Raw genomic sequence first — 13,430 nt, forward strand, 5'->3', positions numbered from 1 at the left:
TGAATAAGTTATACAAAACAAACCCTATATAGGTGAATATATTTTGGCACACTTATATAGGGTATTTATATATATAATGTAATTATATTTTTACGTAACTTCCAGATACATATCCAGTATAGCTTTTATACTTAACTTTATACCAACCAGATGATAACTTATCAGTAACTTCAATAGTAGTATTTTTATGAATAGTAGTTATAATACTAGAAGAAGTAGAAGAACTTTTTCTAAGATTAAGATTAGCAGACGTAACACCTTTATTTGAAGAAGATGTATTAGAATTACTGTTATTTAATTTAACATAATCTTTAGAAACATATCCTGTACTACCCTTATATTTTACTTTACACCACTTTGAGTTAGACTTATCGATAATTTCAATAGTAGTATTTTTAGGAATCGTAGTTATAATACTAGAAGAAGTAGATGAACTTTTTCTAAAGTTAACATTAGCAGAAGTGACACCTTGCTCTCCAGAAGGTGTACTTGGAGTTTCATTATCACTGCTACTGTTATTTAATTTAATATAAGCTTTAGAAACATATCCCGTATTATTTTTGTATTTAACCTTATACCACTTAGAGTTAGATTTATCAACAATCTCAACAGTAGTATTTTTAGGAATAGTAGCTATAATACTAGAAGAAGTAGAGGAACTCTTTCTAAAGTTAACATTAGCAGTAGAAACCCCTTTTTCTAAAGAAGGAGTACTAGTGTTATTATCATCACTACCACTGCTATTTAACTTAACATAATATTTAGAAACATATCCCGTATTATTTTTGTATTTAACCTTATACCAACTAGAGTTAGATTTATCAACAATCTCAATAGTAGTATTTTTAGGAATAGTAGCTATAATACTAGAAGAAGTAGAGGAACTCTTTCTAAAGTTAACATTAGCAGTAGTAGCACCTTTTTCTGAAGAAGGAGTACTAGTGTTATTATCATCACTACCACTATCACTGTTATTTAACTTAACATAATCTTTAGAAACATATCCTGTATTATTTTTGTACTTAACCTTATACCAATTAGAGTTAGATTTATCAACAATCTCAATAGCAGTATTTTTAGGAATAGTAGCTATAATACTAGAAGAAGTAGAGGAACTTTTTCTAAAGTTAACATTAGCAGTAGTAACACCTTGCTCTCCAGAAGGCGTACTTGGATCTTCATTACCTGAACTACCACCAAAAGTTTTTAAGCAAGTGTAATTCAAATCAACATAACCACTTATGCCAGCCACGGAACCTTTTTCTGAGTATTGCCACATGGAATATGGTTTTCCAAATGTATTAGTAGAACCATATTGAGCTACCCATAAATTATTAGAATTTATAAGATCGTCAGTGAAGTATGTACTACTAAAATCTCTATTAGTATATATACCTGAAGTATATCCTTTGGATTCAACTTTATTAAGAAATGAATTAGCCATCGCTGTAGCTAAGTCCTTTGTTACTTTTACTCCATTGTTATTTGCATATCTAACACTATCATATTCGAAATCAAAGAAGACAGGGTATGTAATACTACTTTTATAAGGTGATAGGGCATTTAAGCAAGTTTCAGCCTCAATAGCAGCAATTTCAGGAGTAGTGGCATAACTAAACCAATATACACCTATTTTAAGACCGGCACTTTTTGCACCTTCAATATAAGTTTTGAATTTTGGGTCTATAGTAGATGTTCCATATCCAGCTCTTATAATAACGTAGTCAATGCCAGCATTTTTTACATTTTTCCAATCTATATTTCCGTTCCATTTACTTACATCGATACCTTTTTCAATTGGATTTAGTTTTAAATAAGCTGCTTGTACATATCCTTGTTTGCCATTGAAATCAACTTTATACCAATCACTACTCTTGCCTAATATTTCAACAGTTTCATTAATCTTTAATGTAGCCACTATACCATTTGAAGTAGATGGTCCACTTCTTATATTTAGAGTACTTAATGTTACCTTTCCACTTCCTATAGAATTTGAGTTAGATAAACTAGTGGCTTCAAGAGAAGCAGCACTTATATTAGACATAAAAGCTATAGAATTACTTCCCTCCGTATTATAAGTCTTGCTTTCTTCAGGGTTTGGTTGATATTCACTTGATTCTTTCAAGTTCTCGTCTTGAGAATTTGTATCTACTTTTATTTCAAAATCATCATCTGATAAAATAGTAACGTCCCTATCTGATTTTGATTCAATTGAATCTGCATTTGCTATAATCATTAGATTTTGAGATGATATAGCAATACCTAATGATAAAGCCAAAAAAGATTTATCTCTTTTATTCAAATTATTTCCCCCCCTTTTTAAAAAAATTGGAATAAATTACCTAAAATATATATATAAATTATACAATAAATGTATATTGTTTTGTCTAAATCATTCAAGAATTAACTTTTTATTTTGGGCTTTATTATATTTTACGGATGTTTAAGGTATTATTTTAGCGAATGACTATAATTTTTGAAATGTATACATGATATTTTCAACATTACAAAAACGTAATGATAATGAAATATACATACATATTTAAAAATGTAAAATATGTATATAATTTAAGACAAGATAGATAAATTGAGGAGGATTACTTAAGGATGAAAAATATATTAAGTGTTGAAAAAATAGAAAAATATTATGGGAATAAAGATAATGTTACAAAAGCAATAGATAATATAAGTTTTAAAGTTGATGAGGGAGAATTTGTTGGAATTATGGGTCCTAGTGGAAGTGGTAAAACTACACTTCTTAACTGCATCTCAACAATAGATACTGTTACAACAGGAAGCATAATAATAAATGATAAAGATATTACAAGATTAAAATCTAAAAACTTAGATAAATTTAGACAAAATGAGTTGGGATTTATATTTCAAGATTTTAACTTACTAGATACATTAACTGCTTATGAAAATATAGCATTAGCATTAACAATAAAGGGTGAAAAAATTTCTGAAATAGATGAAAAAATAAAAGAAGTAGCTAAACATTTGGAAATTGAAACAGTGTTAAATAAATACCCTTACCAAATGTCTGGTGGACAAAAACAAAGGGTGGCATCAGCAAGGGCAATAGTAACAGATCCATCATTGATACTTGCCGATGAGCCAACGGGAGCACTTGACTCAAAATCAGCAAGACTATTACTAGAAAGACTGGAAAGCCTTAACCAAGAGTTAAATGCAACTATATTAATGGTTACACATGACGCTTTTACAGCAAGTTATGCTCACAGAATTTTATTTATAAAGGACGGAAAAATATTTACAGAATTAGTAAGAGGACAAGATTCTAGAAAAGAGTTTTTCAATAGAATAATGGAAGTTATTACTCTAATAGGAGGGGATGACAACAATGTATTCTAAAATAGCACTTAAAAATGTTAGAAAAAGTTTTAAAGACTATACTATATACTTTTTAACTTTAACCTTGGCAGTTTGTATATTCTATAGTTTTAACTCTATTGAATCACAAAAAGCCATGATGGAAGTGAATTCTTCAAGTGCAGTATATGTGGAGACTCTTTCCCGTGTAATATCTTATGTATCAGTATTTATAGCATTTATTTTAGGAAGTTTAATTCTTTATGCTAACAACTTTTTAATTAAAAAAAGAAATAAAGAGCTGGGAATTTATATGACACTTGGTATGTCAAAAAATAAAATTTCTAGGATTTTAATATTAGAAACAGTAATTGTAGGTATATTTTCTCTTATAAGCGGACTGATTATAGGTCTTATAGCATCACAAGGATTATCAGTACTTGTTGCCAAACTATTTGACATTAAAATGTCTGGATATACTTTTATAATTTCTACTGAGGCTATAATTAAAACAATTATATACTTTGGAATAATGTTTATACTTGTTATGATATTTAACTCATTTGTTATTTCAAAATATAAAATAATTGATTTATTAACAGTGGGAAGAAAAACACAAGAAATAAAATTTAAAAACCCATTTATATATTTAATTACATTTATTTTATGTGTAATTTCTTTAGGAATAGCATACAAACTAATTTTAGAAAAAGGATTAATTGGTATAGAAAAATCTACATTCCTTATAACTATAGTACTTGGTATATTGGGAACTGTTTTATTCTTCTTCTCTTTGGCAGGATTTATTTTATATGTGGTTAAAAAGAATAAAAAAGTTTATTTCAAAGGTTTAAATATATTTGTTGTAAAACAAATAAACAGCAAGGTAAATACAAACTTTATATCTATGTCAGTAATTTGTCTAATGTTATTTTTAACAATAGGTGTATTATCAACAGGATTTAGTTTTAAAAATGCTTTAGAAGCAGGACTTGAAGAATCTACTCCATTTGATGCAAGTGCACATATGTATGTGAGTAAAAAGGATAAAATAAAAGATATAAAAAGATCTTTTGATTATATGGGAGTTAAATTTGGAAAAGATGATAAAGTAGCTTACTATAATGAATATATTGATGGAACAAAAATGTCAGATATTTTACCCTTAGATAGGGATGTTAAAGAATTTGATTATGAAATATCATATATAAAAAGTTCAGAATACAATAAAATGAGAGAATTAAATAATGAAGATCCAATAAATCTAAAAGAAAATGAAATATTAATAGCATCAAACTTTTCAAAAACCATTCCTTCCATAGAAAAATATATGGAAAGTAATAATACTGTTAAAATTAAAGGGAAAATATACAATATAAAAAATAAAGAAATAATAAAAGATAACTTAAAGACCAATTTTATGCAGGATAATATTTTTACTGTAGTAATAAATGATAATCTTTTTAATAATAAAACTATAACTTCAAGTAATGTAAATATTAATTTTGTTGGAAATAATGTGGCAAAAAAAGAAGAACAGTTTTTAAATAAATTAGAATCATATAAAGATTCAAATACGGATTATGACAAAGTAGGATTTGTATTAGGAGTTACTAGAAACTCAGTTTATGAAGGTAGTAAAGGAATGACAACTACTATACTATTTATAGGAATTTATATAGGAATAGTATTTTTAATAAGTAGTATGGCAATTCTTGCACTTCAACAATTAAGTGAAGCAAGTGATAGTATAGAAAGATATGTGTCATTAAAGAGATTAGGAGCAAGTAGAAAAAGTATAAATAAAACAATATTTGCACAAACTCTAGTTTACTTTAGCATACCTGTAGCATTGGCTTTAGTTCATTCAGTAATAGGTATAAAAGTTGTAAATGACTTTATATCAATATACAATCAGCCAGACATAGGAGGATCATCTCTTGTTACAGCAGCAATATTCTTGTTTGTATACTTAATTTACTTCTATATAACTTATAGTGGGTACAAAAATATAGTAAAAAATAACATATAAGCTAAAATATAGTATATAAGCTAATAAAAATCAAAAAGGCTAGATATATTAAAGAGAGTATAGACGCATTTGTGTAAAATCAAATCTATCTATACTCTTTTTCTAATAGTAGAGAATTATTTTTTACTTTGTTCTAAGCAAGTATTTATACAGTTATTTAGCCATTTGATTTGACCTTCTTCTCTTATAATGGCACTATCTAACACGAGATAATCACCAAAATAATCATCATCTAGTGATGGAACTTCTGTATAAGCATTTTTTTGACTGATTAAAAATTCAAGACGCTTATTGTGTTGAAGTAGTTGATGTTCAAGTAAAGTGATTCTAGTTTCTATATCTAAATTGTTATAGAAATATACTCTTAGTCTAAATTTATTTTTAGGAGTAGGCTCCATAGGCTGGTCTTTAGCAAGCCATTTTAAAAATTCGTCCCTACCTTTTTCAGTTATATAATAAACTTTCTTTTCTAATACATCACCACTGATTTCCACTTCATAAGTAATTAATTCTTCATCAGCTAATTTTTTTAGTTCAGGGTATATTTGACTATGTTTTGCACTCCAAAATTCACATAGTTGAAAATTAAATTCCTTGCTTAAATCATATCCTGTCATAGGTTTTCTGTTTAATATACCTAGGATTGCATATTTAAGAGTTCTCATATTTCACCTCTTTGTTTTTCTTATTAATGAATTTATTATACCATTATTTGCTTAAAAAAAAATCTAAATAAAGGAAAAGTAAATAATGACATGTAAATATTTACATGTTACTATTTAAATAAATTAATATAAGGGAGGGAAAATTATGAAAAGAAAATATCCAAATCTATGTAAGCCAATTCAAATAGGAAATGTAATTTTCAGAAATAGAATGTTTTCTGCACCTATGGGAGGTACAGATATAACAGCTGATTGTACAATAGGACCAAAATCAACAGCATTTTATGAATTAAGAGCAAAAGGTGGAGCTGGAGCAGTAACTATAAGTGAGTGTATGGTTCATCCAGAAACTGACGGTTCACATGCATATCATTTAGATTTGAAAATAGTAGATTCATTAGCTAGTTTTACTTATACAGCAGATGCCATAAGACGTCATGGAGCTATACCAAGTGTGGAATTATCACATTCTGGTCAATATGCAGGAACTTATTTAGTAGATAAAAACAAGAAAGAAGGATTATCTCAATGGGGAGTAAGTCCAAGTGTTAGAGCCGATGGTTTAGAAATAAAGGAATTAACTCAAGAAATAATAGATGATATAGTAAAATCTTATGGAGAAGTTGCAGGTCTTGCTAAAAGAGCTGGGTTTGAAATGATAATGGTTCATGGGGGACATGGATGGCTAATAAATCAATTTCTATCTCCATATTTTAACAAAAGAACAGATAAATACGGAGGTTCCTTAGAAAATAGAGTGCGTTTTGCACAGGAAGTATTAGATAGTGTTCGTGAAGCAGTAGGAAAAGGATTCCCGATAGAATTTAGATTAAGTGGATCTGAATTATTTGAAGGAGGATATGATTTAGCTGAAGGTGTTGAAATAGCTAAATTACTAGAATCAAGAATAGATTTACTTCATGTATCAGCAGGAACATATCAAAGAGGATTTGGAATAACACATCCATCAATGTTTGTACCTCATGGATGTAATGTTTATCTTGCAGCAGAAATCAAAAAACATGTAAGTGTGCCAGTAGCAACTCTTGGGGGATTAAACGACCCAGCACAAATGGAAGAAATAATCGCAAGTGGAAAAGCTGATGTAGTAGAAATGGCAAGAGCATTACTTGCTGATCATGAACTTCCTAAAAAAATAATGTCAAACAGAGATGAAGATATAGTAAAATGTTTAAGATGTTTTACTTGTATGGCAGAAAGAGCAGCAACATCAACAAGAAGATGTACAGTAAATCCACTTATAGGACGCGAAATGGATGGCATGGAAATCACACCAGTATTAAAACCTAAAAAAGTTTTAGTTGCAGGTGGAGGACCAGGAGGATTACAAGCAGCAATAACTGCAGCAAGACGTGGTCATAGAGTAATACTTTGCGAAAAAACAGATGCTCTAGGTGGAATACTTAAGGGAGAACAAGCCATACCATTTAAATATGAAATGTATGAACTTGGAAATACTTTTGGAAAACTAGCAAAAGACGAAGGTGTAGAAATACGTTTAAATACAGAGGTTACTAAAGAATATGTGGAAGAAGAAAATGTAGATGCTTTAATAATAGCTGTAGGTTCATCTCCATTAGTTCCACCAATTCCAGGCCTTGATAATGAAAACGTAGTAGTTGTAAACAACTATTATTTAGAAAAAGATAAGATAAAAGATGATAAGGAAATTGTAGTCCTTGGTGGAGGTCTTGCTGGATGTGAAACTGCAATACATCTAGCACAGGAAGGCAAAAAAGTTCATCTAGTGGAAATGAGAAGTGAACTTGCTCCAGATGCAAACATAAGACATCGTCCAATACTTTTAAGTGAAATAGAAAAAGAGGGTGTACAAGTTCACACTGAGTTTAAGGGATTAAAAGTTTCTAATGAAGGTGTTATTTGTTTAGATAAAGAAGGAAATGAAGTTTTAGTACCGGGAACACATGTAATATGTGCTCTAGGACAAAGAGCTAATAGAAATATGGTAGATGAATTAATAGATTGTGCTCCTTATGTGGCACAAATAGGGGACTGTGTACGTCCGTCTACTATAACAACAGCAGTATATCAAGGACATCATGCAGCACTTGATATATAGTTTTTTTAAAATAGGCATCCCATTATTATTAATGGGATGCTCTTTTTTTATTTTTAATAGATTTATTAGTATAATTATTTTGTTATAATTATACTAATAATAAAAAATTAGAAATACTAAAGTAAAGAATATAAAATATAGGAGATAAAAATAGATGGAAAAAATAATAATTATTGAAGATGAAGCAATAATTAGAGAAGAACTGAAAAACTTCTTAGGCAGATATGGATATGAAACAGTAGCACCCACATCTTTTGACAATGTGGTGGAATTTATTATACAGCAAAATGCCAATTTAGTTTTACTAGATATAAATCTACCAGTTTTTGATGGATATTACATATGCAGAGAAGTGAGAAAACAATCAGATGTACCTATAATAATCGTAACAAGTAGAGATAGTGACATGGACGAGCTTATGAGTATGAACTTGGGAGCGGATGATTTTGTTACAAAGCCTTATAATACACAAATACTACTGGCAAGAATAGCAGCACTACTAAAAAGAAGTGGATCAACTGCGGCTAATAGTAGTATTTTAACTTATAAAGATTTTCAACTAAATTTATCAAATGCAACTATTACTTATAATGAAAAAGAAATAGAACTGACTAAAAACGAAGTAAAAATACTTTCATACTTAATAAATCGAAAGGGAGAAATAGTATCTAGAGAATTACTAATGGAGTATTTGTGGAGCACAGATTATTTTGTAGATGATAGTACTTTAACTGTGAATATAACAAGACTTCGTAAAAAACTAGAAGAAATAGGTATAGAAAATGTAATAGAAACAAGAAGAGGATTGGGGTACATAATGCCATGAAAATAATTGATTACATAAAGGACAAGGGGCTTTTTTTATCTACAAACTTAATGTTCTTTATAATAATTTCATCATTTATGCGCTTTGCTAAGGCTGCTCCAGTTATAATTTTTCTTTTATTTTGCATATGGTTTTTGCCATTATTAAGCTATATGTTGCTTGAGTATATGAAGTATAAAAAATACTTCAATAACATAGATACTATTTTGGAAAATCTAGATAAAAAGTATTTATTGCCTGAAGTTATTGATGACGCAAACTTTATGGTGGGAGAAGAATTAAATTATATTTTAAAAGTATTAAGTAGAGATATGCATGAAAATGTTAAGTACTACAAAAACATTCAAGAAGAATACAGAGAGTATATAGAAATGTGGGTTCATGAAATTAAAACACCAATAGCATCTTCAAAACTATTAATAGAAAACAATAATAATGAAATAACAAGAAAAATTGATATACAAATGGATAGAATAGAAAACTTTGTGGAGCAAGTGCTATATTACTCAAGAAGTGACGAAGTAGGTAAGGACTATATTATAAAAAAAATAGAATTATCTCAAGTTGTAAAAAATGTTATTAAGAAAAATCAAAGGGACTTTATAAGCAAAAAAATAAGTTTGCAGTTAGAGAATATTGATGAAATTATTTATTCTGATACAAAATGGGTTGAGTTTATATTAAATCAAATAATAGGAAATGCTATTAAATATTCCAAAGGAAAAGAAGACAAAATAATAATTAACGCTAAAAAGCTGGGAAATGCAGTAGTGCTAACAGTGCAAGACAATGGTGTGGGAATTACTGAAAAAGATATAAATCGAGTATTTGAAAAAGGATTCACAGGAGAAAATGGTAGAAAGTTTGGAAAAAGTACAGGTATAGGTTTGTATTTATGTAAAAAACTATGTGTGAAATTGGGACTAGGTTTACAAATTGACTCTAATATAAATGAAGGAACAAAGGTAAGCATAATTTTCCCGAGAACAGAAAATATAGCAGAAGACTAACATCTCAATATATGTAAATGTATATGGATGTACAGTATAATATTAAGCACTACTAAAATTATACTTTATAAATAGCAACTAAATGGAGAGAGGAATACTAAATAGCATGGGGGGACTAAGAAGTATATTAAGCATAATCATAATGTTAATAGCTATAAATACAGGCATACTTAAAGTGGATGCATTCGATAATATCAACTTTAAAAATATTACTATTGAGGAGGGCTTGTCTCAAAGTACTGTAGAAACTATGATACAAGATAGTAAGGGTTATTTATGGTTTGGAACTAATGATGGATTAAATAGATATAATGGATATGAATTTAAGATATATAAGAATAATAAAAACTCAAAAAATAGTCTAGCGAGTAATTATATTATAGATATAAAAGAAGATGATCAAGGTAATATCTGGGTTGGAACACCAGGTGGTCTAAGTAAAGTAAATCCAGAAAATGATAATATAATAAATTATACAACTGAAAAAGATAAGGGAAATTTATCTAATAATAATGTATGTGAAATTTTAATTACTAAGGATGGAAGTATATTAGTAGCAACTGATGATGGACTTAATTTATATGATAAAGAAAAGGACAAGTTCAATAGAATCCTATACGAGGATAATATTATAACTGGTCAGTCAATCTATAGTATGACTGAAGATATTAATGGTGATATATGGATAGGAACAACAAATGGTTTAAACAAGTTAGATGTTAAGTCAAAGAAAATAAAAAAAATATATAGTTCTCATAAGGATAACTCTATTAGTGACAATTGGATATATAAAGTTTATTCTGATAAAGATGGATATATATGGGTTGGAACTTATGACCAAGGACTTAATAAAATCAATATAAAAAACAATGAAGTTATTGTATATAAGAATACAAATAACGAAAAAAATTCATTAGGTGGAAATTATGTAAGAAACATATTACAAGATAACAATGGGACTATTTGGGTATGTACAGATGGAGGTTTGTCTAAATATATAGAGGATGAAGATAAATTTATTACTTATACTAATAAGGCCTATGATAGATATAGTATTTTAGATAACAATACATTTTCTATTGTTCAAGATAAAAATGGTCTTATATTGGTAGGTACATACAAAGGAGTTAGTATATTTGACCCTAATAACAAAATTGAACATTATAAAAATGATCCATTTAATAGCAATTCTTTAAGTGAGAACTCAATATATGGCATATATGAAGACAATGAAGGCTTTACATGGGTAGGAACAAGCTCTACAGGAATTAACATTATTGATAGAGACAGTAAAACTATAAAGCGTCTTACTACAGATGATGGATTAGTAAGTAATGCTATTAACTCTATTGCAGGATATGACAAATATATATGGATAGGAACTAGTAATGGTCTAAATAAAATAAATAAAAATAATAATACAATAGAAAACTATAATTCAAATAAAATGCTGAGTTCAGTGAAAATAAAATATTTATATTTGGATAGTAATAAAAATTTATGGATAGGTACACCACAAGGAATTTATATCTTAAATACCTACAATGATGATCTTACAAATATTTCATATATACTAGACAACAATAATATAGAAGACACTTATATAGAGACTATTTATGAAGATGAAGAAGGTAACTATTGGATAGGCACATTTTTAGAAGGATATTTAATTAATATAGATGGAAAAAGTAAAAGTGTTAAAGTATATAAGGAGGAACTAAATGCTAAATCCATTAGAACTATAGCAGAAGATGATAAGTACTTATGGATTGGTACCAGTGATGGATTATCCAGAATGGATAAAGACACAGGTGAATTTGCAAGTTATACAGAGGATGATGGTTTGGCTAATAACAATATTTATGGAATTTTAATAGATAGCCAAGGTGATTTATGGATGAGCACTAATAATGGAATATCCAAGTTTGATGTTAATAAAGATAAATTTGTAAGTTTATATTTAGAAGACGGTCTTCAAAGCAATGAATTTAATGGTGCTGCTTATTATAAAAATAGTAAAGGTGAATTTTTATTTGGAGGCATTAATGGATTAAATATATTTAATCCTGATGAAATAGAAGTAGGTGAATATACACCAAAAGTTGTATTTGATCAATTTATTGTCAAAGGTAAAACTTATAAATATATTAATAATCTAGAATTTAAACATAATGAGAATATTATTAATATAAAATATTTCTTGCCAGACTATAAAAATATCAAAGGAATACAATATCAATATATGTTAGAAGGTATGGATGAAGAGTGGAATATTTCTAAGAATCATGAAATCATCTATAATAATTTGGCTCCAGGAAAATATGAACTTAAAATAAAGGCAAGAAATCATAACGGTGTAATTAGTGAAGAAAGTAATGTAGCGTTTACTATAAAGCCACCAATTTGGCTAAGTAAATGGGCTTACTTTATATATGCCTTACTAATAATTTTACTTATATACAAAGAGGAAAATAAGATAAAAAGATTGGATAAATTAGTAGGTAGAAAAACCCAAATGCTAAGAGATGAAATGGAAAAAAGCAATGAATTATTAAATAAAGTTATACAGTTGGAAAGAAACAAAAACAACTATTTTATAAATTTATCCCACGAACTTAGAACTCCTCTAAATGTAATATTTTCAACAGAACAGGTAATTAGAACTTTAAACAAAAAAGAAGATGGAATATCACATGAAAAAATAGATTATTATATGGAAGTAATAAGAAGAAATTCAAAACGTCTTTTAAAACTAATAAACAATATTATTGATACTACTAAGGCACAACATGGTAATTATCAAATAAATATAAAAGATGAAGATATAGTTTATATAGTAGAAGAAGCAGCCTTAAGTTTAAAGGATTATATAGAAAATAAAAATATAGAATTGATTATAGAGCCGGATATGGAAGAAAAAATTATTCAATGTGATAAATATGAAATTGAGAGATGTATAGTTAACTTAATCAGTAACGCAGCTAAGTTTACTCCTAAGGGAGGGCGTATAGATGTTATTATAAAAGATTTAGGAGATCAGGTTGAAATACTTATTAAGGATACTGGTATTGGAATAGATGAAAAATATCACAATTCTATATTCGATAGATTTAATCAAGTTATAGATGAACACTCTGAAGTTAAAGGTGGTAGTGGACTAGGTTTAACTATTACAAAACATATCATAGACTTACATAAAGGACAAATATTTGTTTCTAGTGAAATAAATAAAGGAAGTACATTTAAGATTGTTTTAAAAGAAAAAATAAATTGAAATCATGTAGAAAAATGTAGCATAAAATAATAAATCCTATATAGTGAACACGTAAAAAGTGTATCTATATAGGATTTTTTTATTGAAAAAAAATAAGATACTATATTTTTCAATAATTTGCAAAATATATTAGATAAGTAAAATATATTACATAAAATATATTAGATAAAAAGGATAAAGGAGAAAATA

At 28.0% G+C, this 13,430-nt stretch carries 8 protein-coding genes; 6 read left to right on the forward strand and 2 right to left on the reverse strand.

From position 1 onward, the window contains the following. Nucleotides 1-82: 82 nt before the first annotated feature. Entirely contained in the window at nucleotides 83-2,302 is a 2,220-nt protein-coding gene (locus TVTCOM_RS02420) for an SH3 domain-containing protein (RefSeq protein WP_434798259.1), read from the reverse strand. Nucleotides 2,303-2,607: 305 nt separating this feature from the next. On the opposite strand from TVTCOM_RS02420, the gene TVTCOM_RS02425 reads away from it, so the two are divergent. Further along, a complete protein-coding gene (locus tag TVTCOM_RS02425; protein ID WP_434798260.1) occupies nucleotides 2,608-3,375 on the forward strand; it encodes an ABC transporter ATP-binding protein in 768 nt (255 codons plus the stop codon). After that, nucleotides 3,365-5,365 (forward strand): FtsX-like permease family protein, encoded by a 2,001-nt coding sequence (locus TVTCOM_RS02430; protein WP_434798261.1) that lies wholly within the window; start codon nucleotides 3,365-3,367, stop codon nucleotides 5,363-5,365. Before TVTCOM_RS02425 ends, TVTCOM_RS02430 begins: the two co-directional genes overlap by 11 nt. A 116-nt stretch (nucleotides 5,366-5,481) precedes the next feature. Here TVTCOM_RS02430 and TVTCOM_RS02435 read toward each other — a convergent pair whose 3' ends face one another. Further along, nucleotides 5,482-6,030, reverse strand: a complete 549-nt coding sequence (locus TVTCOM_RS02435; protein ID WP_434798262.1) for a PadR family transcriptional regulator — start codon at nucleotides 6,028-6,030, stop codon at nucleotides 5,482-5,484. A gap of 145 nt (nucleotides 6,031-6,175) precedes the next feature. On the opposite strand from TVTCOM_RS02435, the gene TVTCOM_RS02440 reads away from it, so the two are divergent. The 4 genes from TVTCOM_RS02440 to TVTCOM_RS02455 all read left to right on the forward strand — a co-directional run bounded on the left by TVTCOM_RS02440 (nucleotide 6,176) and on the right by TVTCOM_RS02455 (nucleotide 13,241). After that, nucleotides 6,176-8,131 carry an FAD-dependent oxidoreductase gene (locus TVTCOM_RS02440; RefSeq protein WP_434798263.1) on the forward strand — a complete coding sequence of 652 codons (1,956 nt, stop codon included), beginning with the start codon at nucleotides 6,176-6,178 and terminating at the stop codon, nucleotides 8,129-8,131. 154 nt (nucleotides 8,132-8,285) lie between these two features. Beyond that, complete coding sequence (locus TVTCOM_RS02445) at nucleotides 8,286-8,957, forward strand: response regulator transcription factor (RefSeq protein WP_434798264.1); 672 nt, start codon at nucleotides 8,286-8,288, stop codon at nucleotides 8,955-8,957. Next, the gene (locus tag TVTCOM_RS02450; protein ID WP_434798265.1) at nucleotides 8,954-9,967 is read left to right on the forward strand and encodes a sensor histidine kinase; all 1,014 of its coding nucleotides are present in this window, start codon (nucleotides 8,954-8,956) and stop codon (nucleotides 9,965-9,967) included. Before TVTCOM_RS02445 ends, TVTCOM_RS02450 begins: the two co-directional genes overlap by 4 nt. Nucleotides 9,968-10,109: 142 nt before the next feature. Continuing rightward, entirely contained in the window at nucleotides 10,110-13,241 is a 3,132-nt protein-coding gene (locus tag TVTCOM_RS02455; RefSeq protein WP_434798266.1) for a ligand-binding sensor domain-containing protein, read from the forward strand. Nucleotides 13,242-13,430 lie beyond the last annotated feature (189 nt).

Origin of the sequence: Terrisporobacter vanillatitrophus (assembly GCF_051148895.1) — a bacterium.
Lineage (GTDB): Bacteria > Bacillota > Clostridia > Peptostreptococcales > Peptostreptococcaceae > Terrisporobacter > Terrisporobacter vanillatitrophus.

What these genes read in the sequence shown, in the direction of transcription:
- TVTCOM_RS02430 (WP_434798261.1), top strand. Translation starts at nt 3,365, where the DNA reads ATGTATTCTAAAATAGCACTTAAAAATGTTAGAAAAAGTTTTAAAGAC.
- TVTCOM_RS02450 (WP_434798265.1), top strand. Translation starts at nt 8,954, where the DNA reads ATGAAAATAATTGATTACATAAAGGACAAGGGGCTTTTTTTATCTACA.
- TVTCOM_RS02425 (WP_434798260.1), top strand. Translation starts at nt 2,608, where the DNA reads ATGAAAAATATATTAAGTGTTGAAAAAATAGAAAAATATTATGGGAAT.
- TVTCOM_RS02455 (WP_434798266.1), top strand. Translation starts at nt 10,110, where the DNA reads ATGTTAATAGCTATAAATACAGGCATACTTAAAGTGGATGCATTCGAT.
- TVTCOM_RS02440 (WP_434798263.1), top strand. Translation starts at nt 6,176, where the DNA reads ATGAAAAGAAAATATCCAAATCTATGTAAGCCAATTCAAATAGGAAAT.
- TVTCOM_RS02445 (WP_434798264.1), top strand. Translation starts at nt 8,286, where the DNA reads ATGGAAAAAATAATAATTATTGAAGATGAAGCAATAATTAGAGAAGAA.
- TVTCOM_RS02435 (WP_434798262.1), bottom strand. Translation starts at nt 6,030, where the DNA reads ATGAGAACTCTTAAATATGCAATCCTAGGTATATTAAACAGAAAACCT.